The 15,404-nt window shown below is 62.8% G+C and carries 14 protein-coding genes; 9 read left to right on the top strand and 5 right to left on the bottom strand.

What is annotated here, in order from left to right; all coding sequences use genetic code 11:
* Positions 1-158 precede the first annotated feature (158 nt).
* The 4 genes from guaB to C8J98_RS05980 all read left to right on the top strand — a co-directional run bounded on the left by guaB (position 159) and on the right by C8J98_RS05980 (position 4,956).
* On the top strand, positions 159-1,619 hold the full coding sequence (guaB, locus tag C8J98_RS05995) for an IMP dehydrogenase (protein ID WP_107912617.1): 1,461 nt from the start codon (positions 159-161) through the stop codon (positions 1,617-1,619).
* Positions 1,620-1,700: 81 nt separating this feature from the next.
* Positions 1,701-3,257, top strand: a complete 1,557-nt coding sequence (guaA, locus tag C8J98_RS05990; protein WP_107911865.1) for a glutamine-hydrolyzing GMP synthase — start codon at positions 1,701-1,703, stop codon at positions 3,255-3,257.
* A 98-nt stretch (positions 3,258-3,355) separates the two neighbouring features.
* Positions 3,356-3,634: a helix-turn-helix domain-containing protein gene (locus C8J98_RS05985; RefSeq protein ID WP_107911863.1), complete on the top strand. Its 279-nt coding sequence runs from the start codon at positions 3,356-3,358 to the stop codon at positions 3,632-3,634.
* Positions 3,635-3,654: 20 nt separating this feature from the next.
* Entirely contained in the window at positions 3,655-4,956 is a 1,302-nt protein-coding gene (locus C8J98_RS05980; RefSeq protein ID WP_233260125.1) for a type II toxin-antitoxin system HipA family toxin, read from the top strand.
* Here C8J98_RS05980 and C8J98_RS05975 read toward each other — a convergent pair.
* The 3 genes from C8J98_RS05975 to C8J98_RS05965 are packed head-to-tail and all read right to left on the bottom strand — an operon-like array spanning position 4,949 to position 7,544.
* Complete coding sequence (locus tag C8J98_RS05975) at positions 4,949-5,845, bottom strand: hypothetical protein (protein WP_107911859.1); 897 nt, start codon at positions 5,843-5,845, stop codon at positions 4,949-4,951. The genes C8J98_RS05980 and C8J98_RS05975 overlap by 8 nt on opposite strands.
* 35 nt (positions 5,846-5,880) lie before the next feature.
* The gene (gene trxC, locus C8J98_RS05970; RefSeq protein ID WP_107911857.1) at positions 5,881-6,369 is read right to left on the bottom strand and encodes a thioredoxin TrxC; all 489 of its coding nucleotides are present in this window, start codon (positions 6,367-6,369) and stop codon (positions 5,881-5,883) included.
* A complete protein-coding gene (locus C8J98_RS05965) occupies positions 6,318-7,544 on the bottom strand; it encodes an MFS transporter (RefSeq protein ID WP_107911855.1) in 1,227 nt (408 codons plus the stop codon). The genes trxC and C8J98_RS05965 overlap by 52 nt, the downstream gene beginning before the upstream one ends.
* A gap of 99 nt (positions 7,545-7,643) precedes the next feature.
* On the opposite strand from C8J98_RS05965, the gene C8J98_RS05960 reads away from it, so the two are divergent.
* A complete protein-coding gene (locus C8J98_RS05960; RefSeq protein WP_107911853.1) occupies positions 7,644-8,090 on the top strand; it encodes a helix-turn-helix domain-containing protein in 447 nt (148 codons plus the stop codon).
* Between the two features lie 13 nt (positions 8,091-8,103).
* Here C8J98_RS05960 and C8J98_RS05955 read toward each other — a convergent pair whose 3' ends face one another.
* Positions 8,104-9,027 carry a LysR family transcriptional regulator gene (locus C8J98_RS05955; protein WP_107911851.1) on the bottom strand — a complete coding sequence of 308 codons (924 nt, stop codon included), beginning with the start codon at positions 9,025-9,027 and terminating at the stop codon, positions 8,104-8,106.
* Positions 9,028-9,179: 152 nt separating this feature from the next.
* Here C8J98_RS05955 and C8J98_RS05950 point away from each other — a divergent pair, with 152 nt between their 5' ends.
* From C8J98_RS05950 to C8J98_RS05935, 4 genes are all read left to right on the top strand, one after another.
* Complete coding sequence (locus C8J98_RS05950) at positions 9,180-10,193, top strand: aldo/keto reductase (RefSeq protein WP_107911849.1); 1,014 nt, start codon at positions 9,180-9,182, stop codon at positions 10,191-10,193.
* A 94-nt stretch (positions 10,194-10,287) separates the two neighbouring features.
* Positions 10,288-11,451 (top strand): NADH:flavin oxidoreductase/NADH oxidase, encoded by a 1,164-nt coding sequence (locus C8J98_RS05945; protein ID WP_107911848.1) that lies wholly within the window; start codon positions 10,288-10,290, stop codon positions 11,449-11,451.
* A gap of 70 nt (positions 11,452-11,521) precedes the next feature.
* Positions 11,522-11,983, top strand: a complete 462-nt coding sequence (locus tag C8J98_RS05940) for a nuclear transport factor 2 family protein (RefSeq protein ID WP_107911846.1) — start codon at positions 11,522-11,524, stop codon at positions 11,981-11,983.
* Positions 11,983-12,534, top strand: coding sequence for a DNA-3-methyladenine glycosylase I (locus tag C8J98_RS05935; protein WP_107911844.1), 552 nt, complete (start codon positions 11,983-11,985; stop codon positions 12,532-12,534). The genes C8J98_RS05940 and C8J98_RS05935 overlap by 1 nt, the downstream gene beginning before the upstream one ends.
* Here the strand turns inward: C8J98_RS05935 and C8J98_RS05930 are convergent, their stop codons facing one another.
* Positions 12,535-15,324 (bottom strand): TonB-dependent receptor, encoded by a 2,790-nt coding sequence (locus C8J98_RS05930; protein WP_107911842.1) that lies wholly within the window; start codon positions 15,322-15,324, stop codon positions 12,535-12,537.
* Between the last annotated feature and the right edge of the window lie 80 nt (positions 15,325-15,404).

The raw sequence follows: 15,404 nt of genomic DNA, 5'->3' as shown, positions 1-15,404 counted from the left end.
TGCCCGGGTCTGTGTGGGAGCCGATTCATCGGCGATTGGCCTTGCAGCTACACCGCTCCGTTGGCTTTTCGCCGCTGAAGCGGCTCCCACATTTACCTTATGTCGTTTTGCTGCAACGCACGCTATAATGCCGCGATTTACTCGCGGGACTAATGCTCATGCGCATCCTTGCTGAGGCACTCACTTACGACGACGTGTTTCTGGTACCCGGCCACTCCACGGTCATGCCTCGCGACGTGGACACCTCGACGCGCTTCACGCGTGGTCTCCGCCTGAATATCCCTATCGTGTCCGCTGCCATGGACACCGTGACCGAGGCCCGCCTCGCCATCACCATGGCGCAGAACGGCGGTATCGGCATCATCCACAAGAACATGACCCCGCTGCTCCAGGCCGCTGAAGTGCGCCTGGTGAAGAAGTTCGAAGCCGGTGTCATCCGTAGCCCGATCACGGTGCGTCCGGATACCTCGATCGGCGAAGTCATGGCGCTCACGCGCGCGCACAACATCTCCGGCGTGCCGGTGGTGGATGGCGAGAAGCTCGTCGGCATCGTCACCAGCCGCGACCTGCGCTTCGAGCGCAAGCACGACGACCCGGTCCGCAACATCATGACCCGGGAAGACCGCCTGATCACGGTGAAGGAAGGCGCTTCGCATGACGAAGTGCTGGAACTGCTGCACCGCAACCGGATCGAGAAGGTGCTGGTCGTCAACGACGGCTTCCAGCTCCGCGGCCTGATCACGGTCAAGGACATCCAGAAGGCCCGCGACAACCCCAACGCCGCCAAGGACTCCCATGAGCGCCTGGTGGTCGGTGCGGCCGTCGGCGTCGGCGGCGACACCGAGCAGCGGATCGAAGCGCTGGTCGATGCCGGCGTGGACGTGATCGTCGTCGACACCGCCCATGGGCACTCGCAGGCGGTCATCGACCGTGCGGGCTGGGTCAAGAAGCATTACCCGCAGGTCCAGGTCATCGCCGGCAACATCGTCACGGGCGAGGCGGCGCGCGCGCTGCTTGGCGCCGGTGTCGACGCGGTCAAGGTCGGCGTGGGTCCTGGCTCCATCTGCACCACCCGTATCGTTACCGGTATCGGCGTGCCGCAGATCACCTCGATCGACCTGGTGGCCACGGCCCTCAAGGGTGAGATCCCGTTGATTGCCGATGGCGGCATCCGCTATTCGGGCGACATCCCCAAGGCGCTTGCCGCGGGCGCGTCGTCGGTCATGCTCGGCTCCATGTTCGCCGGTACCGAAGAGGCACCGGGCGAGGTCGAGCTGTTCCAGGGTCGTTCCTATAAGAGCTACCGCGGCATGGGCTCCATCGGTGCCATGCAGCTCGGCTCGAAGGACCGCTACTTCCAGGACGAAGCCGACGCCGACAAGCTGGTGCCCGAAGGCATCGAAGGTCGCGTGCCGTACCGTGGTCCGTTGCACAACATCATCCACCAGATGATGGGTGGCCTGCGTGCCTCCATGGGTTACATGGGCGCGGCCAATATCGACGAGATCCACGAGAAGGCCCAGTTCGTGAAGGTGACCGGTGCCGGCGTGCGCGAAGCGCATCCGCACGACATCCAGATCACGAAGGAAGCGCCGAACTACCGCCTGACCGACGCTTAAGGCGCTCGCTCCAGGTGACCCAGGACGCCCGCCTCAAGTGGGCGTTCTGCTTTTTCAGACTTTCGAACTGCAGGCTGCCCGATGACCGACATCCATAGCGACAAGATCCTCATCCTCGACTTCGGTTCGCAGTACACGCAGCTGATTGCCCGCCGCATCCGCGAGATCGGCGTCTACTGCGAAGTCTGGGCATGGGACCACGCGCCGGACGAGATCCGCGGTTTCAATCCGCGCGGCGTCATCCTGTCCGGTGGTCCCGAGTCCGTCACCGAAGACGAATCACCACGCGCGCCGCAGCTGGTTTTCGAGTTGGGCGTGCCGGTGCTGGGTATCTGCTACGGCATGCAGACCATGGCCGAGCAGCTCGGCGGTAAGGTCGAAGCCGGTCACCATCGTGAATTCGGTCCGGCGACGATCACCTTCGCCAGCTGCGCGTTGTTCGATACCGTGGTCGAGGAGGGCGAGTCGCTCGGCGTGTGGATGTCCCACGGTGATCGCGTCACCGCGATGCCGGAAGGCTTCGCCGCCACGGCGTCCACTTCGAGCCTGCCGCTGGCCGCCATGGCCGACGACGAGCGTCACTTCTACGGTGTGCAGTTCCACCCGGAAGTCACCCACACCAAGCGCGGCCTGGAGCTGCTGCGCCGCTTCGTCGTCGACATCTGCGCGTCGGCCACGCTGTGGGACGCCGCCCACATCATTGAAGATTCGGTCGCCCGCGTGCGCGAGCAGGTCGGCAGCGACCGCGTGCTTCTCGGCCTCAGCGGCGGCGTGGATTCGTCCGTCGTGGCCGCCTTGCTCGAGAAGGCTATCGGTGACCAGCTCACCTGCGTCTTCGTCGATACCGGCCTGTTGCGTTTCCAGGAAGGCGACCAGGTCATGTCGACCATGGCCGAGCACATGGGCGTGCACGTCATTCGCGTCGACGCGAAACAGCGCTACTTCGACGCGCTCGCCGGCGTGGAAGACCCGGAAGCCAAGCGCAAGATCATCGGCCGCCTGTTCGTCGAGATCTTCGACGAGGAATCGGCCAAGCTCGAGAACGTGAAGTGGCTGGCCCAGGGCACGATCTACCCGGACGTCATCGAGTCCGCGGGAAGCAAGACGGGCAAGGCCCACGTCATCAAGAGCCACCACAACGTCGGCGGCCTGCCGGAGCACATGAAGCTCAAGCTGGTCGAGCCCCTGCGCGAGCTATTCAAGGACGAGGTCCGCCGCATCGGCGTCGAGCTCGGCCTGCCGCGCGAGATGGTCTACCGCCATCCGTTCCCGGGTCCGGGCCTGGGGGTGCGCGTGCTGGGCGAAGTGAAGCCGGAGTACGTGGACCTGCTGCAGCGTGCGGATGCGATCTTCATTGAAGAGCTGCGCAAGCATGGCCTTTATGACCGGGTGAGCCAGGCGTTCGCCGTGTTCCTGCCGGTGCGTTCGGTGGGCGTGGTGGGCGACGGTCGGGCGTATGAGTGGGTCATTGCGCTGCGGGCTGTCGAGACGATCGACTTCATGACGGCGCACTGGGCGCACCTTCCTTACGACTTTCTTGATACCTGTTCGACTCGCATTATCAATGAGTTGCGTGGTATTTCTCGTGTTGTTTATGACATATCGGGGAAGCCGCCAGCTACCATTGAGTGGGAGTGACATGTACTAAAGCCTATAAATGGATAATATGTACTGGAGCCGATATATGGTAAATATTGGCTCCAGACTATATATTGGCGTCGACACGGGAGACGCCCATGGACTATCCGATCCGCTTGCCCAATGAACTGCGTGAGTATCTCCGCGCGCTCAGGAAGGAGCGGGGTCTGACGCAAGCGGCGGTCGGCGAGCTGATCGGCGTCAGCCAGGCCCGGATTGCCGAGATCGAAAACAATCCGGGGGTGGTCAGCGTCGAGCAGCTGATGAAGCTTCTATCTGCCTTGCAAGCCTCTCTGGTCGTGCGCGACGGAGGGCCTGCACAGCGACCTGCGCCGTCAGCGGATGCCACCATCACGCCCAAGAAGGGCGCTTGGTAGTGGGTGTCCTGAGCGCATGGATGAACGGTGAGCACGTAGGCATGTGGCGGGTCGATCGCGGCTCCCACACGTTCGCCTACGCGACCTCGTGGTTGGCTTCCGAGAAGGCTCGGCCGCTCTCGCTGTCGTTGCCGTTGACGCCGACCCTCTCGATCACCGGGCCAGTGGTCGAGAACTATTTCGATAACCTGCTACCTGATAACGATCGTATTCGCGAACGCATCGGAAGAAGGTTCAGCACACGATCGCTCGATGCCTTCGCCTTGCTTGAAGCGATCGGTCGCGATTGCGTGGGCGCTGTGCAGTTACTTCCGGAGGGCACGACGCCGGATGGCTGGGACCGCATCCTATCCGAGCCGCTGAACGACGCCGAGATCGCTGCGGCGCTTCGCTCGGTACCGACGGATCCCGCGGGCGCGGTCCGCGACGGCACACCTCCGTTTCGAATCTCGCTGGCCGGCGCTCAAGAGAAAACGGCGTTCGCACATATCGGTGGAAGTTGGTGCAGGCCGCTTGGCGCCACGCCAAGCACACACATCTTCAAGTTGCCACTAGGCGTAATCGCCAATACCAGCCGGATCGATATGTTCGATTCGGTCGAGAATGAGTGGCTTTGTGCGCAGATTATCCAGGCGCTTGGCCTTCCCGCAGCTCGCACCGACATGGCGACATTCGGCGACCAACGCGCATTGATCGTCGAACGCTTCGACCGTGAATGGGCTCCCGACGGACGGTGGATTATCCGTTTGCCGCAGGAGGACTTTTGCCAGGCTTTCGGTTTGCCGCCGCGGCTGAAATACGAGGACGACGGTGGCCCATCGGTCTCGGACGGACTGGCACTTCTCGCCGGAAGCTCCGATGCGGGAACCGACCGGCTGGCGTTTCAACTGGCGCAGCTGGCGTTCTGGTTGATGGCTGCGCCAGATGGGCACGCCAAGAATTTTTCCATTTTCCTGCGTCAGGGGAATGCCTACGACATGACTCCTCTATACGACGTGTTGTCTATCTGGCCGTATGTCGGCAAGAAGAGCGGGCAATTGCATTTACGTGATGTTCGGCTCGCCATGGCTCTTCGGTCGAAAAACGCGCACTACGATCTGTACACCATTCGCGCGCGGCACTGGCACGCGCTCGCGCGGAGAAATGGTGGCCTCGCTGTGTGGGCCGCCATGATCGCGTTTGTCGAAGGTGTCGGGGATGCCCTCGATGCGGTCGAGTCACGCTTGCCCGATGGATTTCCAGAGAGGATCTGGGAACCTGTTTCCCTCGGCATGCGCAAGCAGGCGGAACTTTTTCTATCAGAGGCGGCTGCACCTATTTAGGCTGGTTGCCGCTTCTCGTTCCTAACCACCGTGCCAGATTAGTCACATAAAGCTCCGTAGATCTCTTTGCCTCAGGCGTTACCCGCAAACTTCCGCCCGGCACCTCGCTAACAAAACTCGGCTTCCCATGATCCGGGTCCCAGTTGTAATCGGCAAAGTGGTGAAACGTCGACTGCGCGACGGCGGGCCCGGTTCCGTCAGGCTGCGGTTCGAACGCCACGGCAATCGCAAACGGCGCACCGGTCACCTCGCTCTTTCCGGTCGCGATGACGCGAGCACTGGCATCGCCAGAGGGCGCCGTGACATCACCTTCGTGCGGATGGGAGGGCAGGTAGCGTAAAGCGTTTCCTGGCGCATCAGGATCGGCGAGGACCGGATGCACCTCACCCACAGGCGAGATCTCCTGGAAATCGCCATTAGCACCCGAATGAAAGTTCGGCCAAAGAATGGCAGTGGTGTAGGGGTCATCGACGACGCGGCGCGAAACATCCGGATCCGGATTATGCGTATGGAAGTGGTGCGCCCGTCCCACACCCTGCAGGTCGCAGACCGAACAGCCAAGGTCCATATGATCGCGCGCGACCAGCAGGCCGCCGCCGCGTTGCCGGAAGCGATCGATGGCAGCCCGTTCCTCGTCATTGAGGCCATTGCCGACATCCACTGCGAACAACCACAACTGGTCGAAGTCGCTCTCATCGAGGGTGGCGAGCACCGGATCGGACGAGCCGGGCGGCGCCCCACGGTCGCGCGCCACGACCTCGTAAAGAGGCTCTCCGTCTGTGGCACGCGCACGACCGAGCAGTTCGCGAAGCAGTGAGAAGCGCGCGATGCTCCAGTCATCCGCGGTCGGTACGATGGTGGTCTGTAGAAGAATGCGTTTCTGGGTCATGTCAGCGGGAAACCTGGTCAGTACGTTTTAGATGATCAGCCGAGACGAGCCTGCGCGAGAGCGTTGTTGATCCACTGCACGATCGCCTGGGTCGGCATGGCACCCGACGTTCGAGCGACTTCGCGGCCTTCGTGAATCATGATCATGGTCGGGATGCTGCGGATCGCGTAGCGCCCTGAAATCTCCGGCATGGCCTCGGTATCGAGCTTGGCCATGCGCACGCGCGGCTCGAGCACTTTCGCCGCCGCTTCGAAATTCGGGCTCATCGTACGGCAGGGTCCGCACCAGGCGGCCCAGAAGTCGATGACTACCGGCAGCTCGCTTTTCACTGTATGTCGCTCGAAATTTGCCGCAGTCATATCGACGGCCTTGCCCGGGAAGAGTCGGTTATGGCACGTGCCGCACTTGGGGTCTTGTCCCAACCTGTCCCTCGGCACGCGGTTGAGCGCCGCGTCGACGGGGCAGGCGATGATCACCGAGTCGGAATGGTTATCCGCCGGGGAGGTTCCAGGTTGTTCGGACACGCGTGCCTTCCTCGTTCAAGCGTTGCAATCCAGAAGATGAGTGCTGCGATGCTGACGACCGCGCCTAGCAGGCAGACGCCCGGCCATCCGCCGACCGCGTAGACCGACGTCGTCGCCATGGCACCCAGCCCGCTGCCCACCGCATAAAACAGCATGTATACACCGACCATACGACTGTGCGCGTCGGGTCGTCTTGTGAAGATCATGCTTTGGTTTGTTACATGAATGGCCTGGGCGCCAAGATCGAGCAGAACGATGCCGGGCAGGAGCGCCCACAGCGATGTCCCCATCAGGGCCAGCGGTGCCCATGCGGCGATCAGCAGGACCAGCGCGATCGCCGTCGTGCGCTGACCGAAGCCTCGATCGGCCCAGTGTCCGGCACGCGCTGCGGACAGCGCCCCCACCGCGCCCACCAGCCCGAAGGCCCCGATCGCCGTGTGCGAATAGCCATAAGGAGGAGCGCTCAGCGGCAACACCAGCGCACTCCAGAAAATGTTGAGCGCGGCAAACATGAGCATCGCAAGGGTGCCGCGGACACGCAGCACCCGTTCGCTGCGCAGAAGCCCGAACATGGAGGCGATCAGGCGCGGATAGCCCAGCTGCTGGGAAGTAGCAGGCAGGACGGGCAGGGCTCGCCAAAGCAGGGTGGCCAGCACGAGCATCGCCGCGGCGGACGCCGCGTAGACCGCACGCCAACCAGCGAGATCACTGATGCCGCCGGCGAGCACCCGCGCCAGCAACAATCCGACGAACACACCCGACTGTGCCGCTCCGACGACGCGACCGCGCTCGTCCGGTCCGGCTGCGCTAGCGGCATATGCAATAAGCCCCTGGGTCATGGCCGTTCCCAGCAGGCCCGCACCTAGCATGCCGGCCAGGAGTGCCAGCGGTGAAGCGGCGAGGCTGACGCCAAACAGGACCATTGCCAGCGAAGTCGCCTGGGCAAGCATGAGCCGTCGGCGATTCCACAGGTCACCCAATGGGACGAGGAACATCAAGGCCAGTGCCGATCCTGCCTGGGTTGCGAGGACGACGCCCCCGATCGCTGCGCGCGGGATCGAGAAGTCGTGCGCCAATGCATCCAGCAAAGGCTGTGCGTAATAGACATTGGCGACGCTGAGGCCGCTCGCGCAGGCGAACAGTGCGACAAGGCCGCGGGGCAGGGTATCCGCCATGGAGATCCTTCTTGCTAGTTGCAAAGTGAAACTAGTTGAAGGCTAGGCAATGTAGTTGCAAAATGCAACCTTTAGGCAGGTGCATCTCAGGAACTCCGCATGACCGAACACTCCGTAGACAGCAATCGAACCTGCCCCGTCGGAAGATCACTCGATGTCATGGGTGATCGCTGGTCGTTGCTCATCGTTCGCGATGCGTTCGATGGGGTTCGTCGCTTTGGCGATTTCCAGAGAGGCCTGGGCGTGGCCCGCAACATCCTCGCCGATCGCCTGCGCAAACTGGTCGATGCCGATGTACTCGTCAGTCAGCCTGCTGCCGATGGCAGCGCTTATCAGGAATACGTGCTCACCCGGAGAGGAGAAAGCCTTTTCCCCGTGGTCGTGGCATTACGCCAGTGGGGCGAGAAGCATCTCTTCGACCGTGGCGAGAAGTACTCTCGCCTGATCGACACCGACACCGGGAAGCCCGTACCCGTCATGACTCCGCGCACGGCCGGCGGGAGTCCGCTGCCCCCGGCCCAGACAAGGGTAAAGAAGGTGGTTTGAGCTGCCCAGCGGTTCAGTCCTGCCGATACCAATCCTCCGAAGCCGGCACCCGCTCGGCGAGGAAATCCACAAAAGCCCGGACGCGCGTCGCCAGGTGTTCGTGCCCGACGAACACCGCGTGCGTGACCTGCCGCTCACCCGCATTGAACTCCTCGAGAATGGGTACCAGCCGCCCCGCGGCGATGTCACGCTCCACGTGATACGACGACAGCCGCGCAATACCTAAGCCGTCGACCGCCATGCGCCGTAGCGTCTCGCCGTTATTCGCCTGGAAGTTGCCGCTGATCGGGACGGGCCGGCTCTTGCCGGTCGCAGGGTCCAGGAAGGGCCACGCATTGAACGTGCGGCCCAGGTTGAAGACCAGGCAGTTGTGGTCGGCGAGGTCCTCGGGACTGGCCGGCATGCTGCGCCGTTCCAGGTACGCCGGCGAGGCAAACACCACGTGACCCGCCTCGCTGATCTTGCGCGCCTTCAGGCCGGAGTCGGGCAGCACACCGACGCGTATGGCCACGTCGGCGCGGTCCTCCACCAGGTCGACGATATTGTCGTTGAGGGACAGGTCCAGCTCCACCAGCGGATAGGCCGCGAGGAATTCAGGAATCAACGGGACGATCTTGCGTACGCCGAACGACACCGAGGCGTTCACGCGCAGCTTTCCCGACGGCACGGCCGCACCGCCATGGGCGACAAGGCGCTCGGTCTCGTCGATATCGGCCAGGACCCGCAACGCACGGGCATAGTACGTCTCGCCTTCCGAGGTGAGTTGCAGGGTGCGCGTGGTGCGCACGATCAGGCGCGTGCCGAGGCGGCTTTCCAGTCGCGCGACGAGTTTGCTGATCGCCGAGGGCGACAGGCCGAAACTCCGCGCCGCGCCCGCGAAGCTGCCGGACTGCACGACCCGCATGAAGGCCTCCATCTCTCCCGCCCGGTTGTCCATAAGCCACCTATTCGTGAATTGAGGGCATCAGTGTCGATAGCCGGGACCGTCTTGCCGCTGGCACCGTCGGGTTTCATATTACTCGTCAGGCCTTATTCGTGATGACGCGGAACGAATCCCGCCACGGTACCCCTTCGACCTGGAGACACCCCATGACCATTCGCGACAAGCTTCTGGCCGGCCCGCTGGGCTTCGGCACCGCCCCACTGGGCAACATGTTCCGCAACATTCCTGAAGACGAGGCTGCCGCCACGGTCGAAGCCGCCTGGGAGCAGGGCACGCGTTTCTTCGACACCGCGCCGTTCTACGGCGCCGGCCTCGCTGAAATCCGTCTGGGCCAGATGTTGGCGAAGCACCCGCGTGACGAATACACGCTCAGTACCAAGGTCGGCCGTATCGTCCTTGACGAGCTGGAAACCGGCGCCAGGGACCTGGGCGAGAAGGGTGGTGTGTTCGCCTTCGGTCGCCCGAACAAAGTCATCGACGACTACACGGAAAAAGGCACGTACCAGTCCATCGAGGACAGCCTGAAGCGCATGAACGTCGGACATATCGATTTTGTCTGGGTGCACGACATCGCACAGGACTTTTACGGCGACGAGTGGCTGGGCAAGTTCGAGATCGCGCGCACGGGCGCCTTCCGCGCGCTGGATCGCATGCGCGATGAAGGCGTTATCAAGGGCTGGGGTCTGGGCGTGAACAAGACCGAGCCGGTGGAGCTCCTGCTGGGCCTCACCAACGCCCGCCCGGATGCCACGTTGCTCGCCGGACGCTATACGTTGCTCGATCACGCCCATGCACTGCAGCGCCTGATGCCGGCCGCAGCGGCGAAGGGCGTCGACATCGTCGTTGGTGGTCCTTATAGCTCCGGCATCCTGGCCGGCGGCACGCACTTCGAATACCAGGCGGCGTCGCCGGAGATTATCGCCCGTGTCGAAAAGATCAAGGCGCTGGCCGCCCGACACGATGTACCGGTAAAGGCTGCCGCCGTGCAGTTCGTGCTGGCCCATCCCGCTGTGGCGGCGGTGATTCCCGGTGCCAGCAAGCCATCGCGTATTGCCGAGGACCACGCTGCGCTGAAGGCCGTCATACCCGCCGACTTCTGGCGCGAGATGCGCCAGCAAGGCCTTGTGTCGCCGGAGGCTCCACTCCCCGGCCTCGCCTGAGCGCCCTTTTTTTCAAGCAACGGATACCCCAACACGGTATCAAGCCTCATCCCTTATCAAGCACCAGCCCCACGCAGTACCGAGGAGACACTCTATGGCCCAACCCGCGCTGTTCAAACCGATCCGTGTACGCAACCTCGACCTGACCAACCGGATCGTGATCGCGCCGATGTGCCAGTACTCGGCCGTGGACGGCCAGATGAACGACTGGCACCTGATGCACCTGGGCACGCTGGCCAATTCTGGCGCGGCCCTGGTGACGATCGAAGCCACCGCCGTGCTGCCCGAGGCACGGATTACCTGGGCCGACGTGGGCCTGTGGGATGACGCCACGGAAGCTGCGATGAAGCGGACGCTCGACGGCGTCCGCAAGTGGTCGAACGTGCCGATCGCCATCCAGCTGAACCACGCGGGTCGCAAGGCCTCGACCGATACGCCATGGGTTGGCGGCGCCCAGCTTGCGCCGGACGACGTACACGGTTGGCAGACCGAGGCGCCGTCGGCTGTGCCCTTCCTCGACGACTATGTCGCCCCGACCGCCCTGGATCGCGAAGGCCTCGCCCGCGTCCGCGATGCTTTTGCCGCCGCCGCGGTGCGCGCCGCGCGTCTGGATATCGACGTCGTCCAGTTGCACGGCGCCCACGGCTACCTGTTGCACCAGTTCCTGTCGCCCATCTCTAACCAGCGGACCGACGAGTACGGCGGCTCGCTGGAAAACCGGATGCGTTTCCCGCTCGAAGTGTTCGATGCCGTTCGTGCTGCGTTCCCGGCCGATCGCCCCGTCACCATGCGTGTCTCGGCGACCGACTGGGTCGAGGATGGCTGGGACCTGGAGCAGACCCTCGTGTTCGCCCGGGCGCTCGAAGACCACGGCTGCGACGCCATCCACGTGTCTACGGGAGGGCTCGATGCCGCGCAGAAGATTCCGGTCGGTCCCAGCTACCAGGTGCCCTTCGCCCGCGCGGTGAAGGCGGCTGTGAACATGCCCGTAGTCGCCGTCGGCCTGATTACCGAAGCCGAACAGGCCGAGGCCATCGTGGCCACGGGCGATGCCGACATGATCGCCCTGGCGCGTACGGTGCTGTACGACCCCCACTGGCCCTGGCATGCGGCTGCCCAGCTGGGCGGCGTGATCCACCATCCACCAAAGCAATACCTGCGTTCGCAGCCCTCGCGCTTCCGGCACCTGTTCGCCGTGCCGGAGCACATGCGGCCCGAAGCGGGCTGGACCGAGGACGGCGAAGGACACTTCTCGTAAGAAGAAATGGCAAGGGTGCCAGTGCGCCGATAGGTACACTGGCGGCTCCCTCGATCTGGAGTGTCTCCCCATGGCCGCGCCCGTCCCTCCGTTCACCCATGAATCCGCCGTGCAGAAAGTCCGTCTGGCCGAAGACGGTTGGAACAGCCGCAATCCGGCCAAGGTGTCACTCGCTTACAGCGTCGACAGTCAGTGGCGGAATCGTGCCGAGTTCGCCACCGGGCGCGAGGAGATCGTCGCCTTCCTCACCCGTAAGTGGCAGAAGGAACAGGACTACCGGCTGATCAAGGAGCTCTGGGCGTTCACCGGTGATCGTATCGCCGTGCGTTTCGCCTACGAATGGCACGACGACAGCGGCAACTGGTTCCGCTCCTACGGTAATGAGAACTGGCAGTTCGATGCCGAGGGTGAAATGCACCATCGCTATGCCTGCATCAACGACCTGCCCATCGCCGAAAGCGAGCGCAAGTTCCATTGGCCGCTGGGTCGGCGTCCGGACGACCATCCCGGCCTCTCGGACCTGGGGCTCTGATGAGCAAGGAACCGAAACGTTGCACGTGGGCGGGCAGTGACCCGCTTTACACCGATTACCACGACGAGGAATGGGGCGTGCCGCTGCACGATTCGCGCATGCTCTGGGAACAGTTGATGCTCGAAGGCTTCCAGGCGGGTCTCGCCTGGATCACTGTGTTGCGCAAGCGCGAGACCTTCCGCAAGGCCTTCAAGGGATTCGATCCGGCGAAGGTGGCGCGTTTCGGTGAGAAGGACATCCTGCGTCTGCTGGACGATCCCGGCATCATTCGTTCGCGCGCGAAGATCGAGGCTACGATCAACGGCGCGCGCGTTTACGAAGACATGAAAGCGCGCGGCGAGACGTTCGACGCCTATTGCTGGTCATTCACCGAGGGCAAGGCGCTGCGCGGCGACGGACGCACCGTGCACGCGCAGACCCCGTTATCGGCGACTATCTCGAAGGACCTCAAGAAGCGTGGCTTCAAGTTCGTCGGCCCGACCATCACCTACGCCTGGATGCAGGCCGTCGGCATCGTCGACGACCACGCGCTCGGCTGCTTCCGGCGCTGATTACAACTTGACCTTTACCCCCAGGTTGAAGAACCGGCCGATAGCGCCGTCCTGGGCATAGGTCGGGTTGTAGTTGACGCCGGCATAGTTGGCCACGTCCAGCGGCGCCTTACGATCGAACGCGTTCATGACTGAAGCGGTCACGGCGATCTTCGGCGTGAACTGGTAGCTGCCGGTGAGGTTGAACTCGGTGAACGAACCGACAGTGCAGCTGGAATAGCCATCGGGAATGCAGTCACTGCCATACACGTCCGGCGCCGTGTTCTTCATGCCACTGGTGTGATAGAAGGTTCCGGTGAGGGTAAGGTTGTTCCAGATCATGGTGTTCGACCACGACTCACGATACCGCGGCGTACCGGCGCCGGAAGAGAGGTTGTAAGGACCGTGCGTGCCGGCGAACGATTCCACCGTGCCATCAGGCAGCGTCAGCCTCCAGGAAAAGATATCCGTACCGCTGAAGTCGGAGATGTACTGGATACCGTTACCGAAGGTGAAATGCCCCTGCAGGTCGACATCCAGGCCATCGGTCACCAGGGAGTTGGCATTGATATAGCTTCCGATCACTTCGATCGGCCGTGCCAACGCGTTGGGATTGAGCGGATCGGGTTTGTCGGCGATCACCTGGGTACCTGTCGGCAGGGCCTGGCCCGCGTAATACGCATCCAGAATCGCACCGGGGTCGGTCGACGTAATCACATCGGTTTTCTTGATGTGATAGTAATCGAATGACGCATTCAGCCAGCTCGTCGGCTGCAACACGATGCCCAGCGTATAGCTCTTCGCGCGTTCCGGCTTGATGTTCTTGTTGGCATCAGTGAACTGGGCCAGCTGGTACGCCTGCACATAGCCGTTGTTGCCATGTTCCGCAGCAAAGGAAGCCGGCGGGTTGTAAGTCACGAAACCTTCGTTGGAGCTCGAGCCGTTCTCCGAAAAGCTCGGCGCACGCACGCCCTTGGAGAACGTGCCACGCACCGCCAGCCAATCGAGCGGCTTCCACTTCAGGCCCAGCTTGGGCGCGAACTCGGTGCCGATATCCGAATAATGATCGACGCGGCCGGACAAGTCCGCCTCCAGCGAATCCAGCAAGGGTGCGTCGAATTCAAGATAAGCCCCTTCGACATCGCGGCTGCCCCGGGTCTGCGCATTGCCCAGGCCCTGGAACTCGTTACCCGGATTCAGTGACGGGTCGTTCTGTGCTTCGTGGCGCAGTTGGATACCTGCCGCCATACCCAGGGCGCCGCCGGGCAAGTCGAACAAGCTGCGATTGGCCGCCAGGTCGACGGCATCGAGGTCCGAGGTCGAGGTCTTGTTGTAGCCGGGCGCGAGGGCGTTACGTACCGCCGAGCTGTTCGACGCCGGATTGAGGAAATTGTAACTACCGGTATTGATCGCGTTGATCAGGCCGGCGTACTGCAGGTAACCGTACAGCTGGGTATCCAGGCTGGTGTGGTTGAGGACAAGCGCCGCGTCGTAGTTCCATTCGCCCCAGGTGCCTGCGACATCGCCAACGATACGCAGGTTGTGGTTATCGTAGGTGCCACCGCGGGGGATATCGCCGAACGCGTAGTTGAGCAGCGCCGCCTGGCCACTCGACGCGAACGGGTTGTTCGGGTTGAGGCTGCCGTTGCTCAAATACGCCGGCAACGCAATATTGTTGGTGTTGTTTGGCGTCGAAGTCTGGACCTGGGCCGGGGAATTGACCGTATCGGTTTTTGTCTCCATGTAGCTGAGCGACACGTACGCTTTCGTGGTGTCATTGATCTTCACGGTGAAGCGGCCATAGACGCCGCCTTCTTTCATCTTTGCCTGGATCTGGGTGTACTGCGCGGTCGTGTTCTGCTGGCAGTAGGTACCCGACTTGTCGGTGGTAAGAGTGCCTTTGACACCGCAGCCACCCGTCAGCAGGCTCGCGGTGGCACCGTCGTTCGGAATACCCGTGGTCACGTCGCCTGGCGTACCCAGCGTGCCGGGGGTCACCGAGCCGTAGATCGAACCTGAGCCATTGGCCGGCTGGCCGGGCTGGAGATTGGCGCCACCGATGCTGCTCAAGTCCTGGGTGTTGTAGGGAAAGCCGCGGTCGCCCGCCTGGATGGCGTTGTCCTCCTCAAACTGTGCGCTGAAGTAGGCGTTGTAACCGTCCTTGTTCAGGTCGCCGCCGCCGGCAAGGAAAGTACCCTTGCGCGTAAAGCCACCGCCATGGGCAGAGTTGCCTACGTCAGCCGACGCTTCCACACCCTGGTAGCCAGGTTTGAGAATTACATTGACCACACCGGCAATGGCATCGGCACCGTACAGCGAGGAGGCGCCGTCCTTCAGCACTTCGATGCGATCGACCGCGGCCAGCGGGATCGTATTCAGATCGACGAAGGAACGTTGGCCATCATCGGCGACGGCGTAGTTGGCGGCACGATGGCCATCGATCAGTACCAGGGTGGAGTTTACTGTCAGGCCGCGCAGGGCCACACCCGACGAGCCCGCCGCAAAGCCGTTGGTGAAGCTGTTGGGAATCGAGCCACTGTTGTCGGCGGAGATAGAGCGCACGACATCGGAAATGGTGGTGTAACCGCTGCGGGCGATGTCCTTGGCAGAGATCGTGGTCACCGGCGAAGCGGTTTCGGTATCGATACGCGGAATGGCTGAGCCAGTCACCGTGATGGTCTGCAGGGTGCTCGGCGTGGCACTGGTGTCCTGTGGGGTTGCGTCGGGGCCGGCAGCCTGTGCCCACGCAGTACTTGCAACGGGAGTTAGAAGAAACGCGGCCAAGGCGCACGTGAGCTTATTACGTTTCATGATGACGACCCTTACGCTTATTTTAGGCAAAGCGGTCTAGCCCGACGTGGTTGTCAGGTGGCTGAACGCGCTTGAAATGA

Source organism: Luteibacter sp. OK325, assembly GCF_003050935.1.
Classification (GTDB): Bacteria; Pseudomonadota; Gammaproteobacteria; order Xanthomonadales; family Rhodanobacteraceae; genus Luteibacter.
This window is presented reverse-complemented; position numbering and strand designations above follow the sequence as displayed.

Bases quoted from the DNA above. Each gene is read 5' to 3' on its own strand.
- C8J98_RS05935 (WP_107911844.1), top strand. From the start codon at position 11,983: ATGAGCAAGGAACCGAAACGTTGCACGTGGGCGGGCAGTGACCCGCTT.
- C8J98_RS05965 (WP_107911855.1), bottom strand. From the start codon at position 7,544: ATGGCGGATACCCTGCCCCGCGGCCTTGTCGCACTGTTCGCCTGCGCG.
- C8J98_RS05985 (WP_107911863.1), top strand. From the start codon at position 3,356: ATGGACTATCCGATCCGCTTGCCCAATGAACTGCGTGAGTATCTCCGC.
- C8J98_RS05960 (WP_107911853.1), top strand. From the start codon at position 7,644: ATGACCGAACACTCCGTAGACAGCAATCGAACCTGCCCCGTCGGAAGA.
- C8J98_RS05945 (WP_107911848.1), top strand. From the start codon at position 10,288: ATGGCCCAACCCGCGCTGTTCAAACCGATCCGTGTACGCAACCTCGAC.
- C8J98_RS05975 (WP_107911859.1), bottom strand. From the start codon at position 5,845: ATGACCCAGAAACGCATTCTTCTACAGACCACCATCGTACCGACCGCG.
- guaB (WP_107912617.1), top strand. From the start codon at position 159: ATGCGCATCCTTGCTGAGGCACTCACTTACGACGACGTGTTTCTGGTA.
- C8J98_RS05930 (WP_107911842.1), bottom strand. From the start codon at position 15,324: ATGAAACGTAATAAGCTCACGTGCGCCTTGGCCGCGTTTCTTCTAACT.
- C8J98_RS05980 (WP_233260125.1), top strand. From the start codon at position 3,655: ATGAACGGTGAGCACGTAGGCATGTGGCGGGTCGATCGCGGCTCCCAC.
- guaA (WP_107911865.1), top strand. From the start codon at position 1,701: ATGACCGACATCCATAGCGACAAGATCCTCATCCTCGACTTCGGTTCG.
- C8J98_RS05950 (WP_107911849.1), top strand. From the start codon at position 9,180: ATGACCATTCGCGACAAGCTTCTGGCCGGCCCGCTGGGCTTCGGCACC.
- C8J98_RS05940 (WP_107911846.1), top strand. From the start codon at position 11,522: ATGGCCGCGCCCGTCCCTCCGTTCACCCATGAATCCGCCGTGCAGAAA.
- C8J98_RS05955 (WP_107911851.1), bottom strand. From the start codon at position 9,027: ATGGACAACCGGGCGGGAGAGATGGAGGCCTTCATGCGGGTCGTGCAG.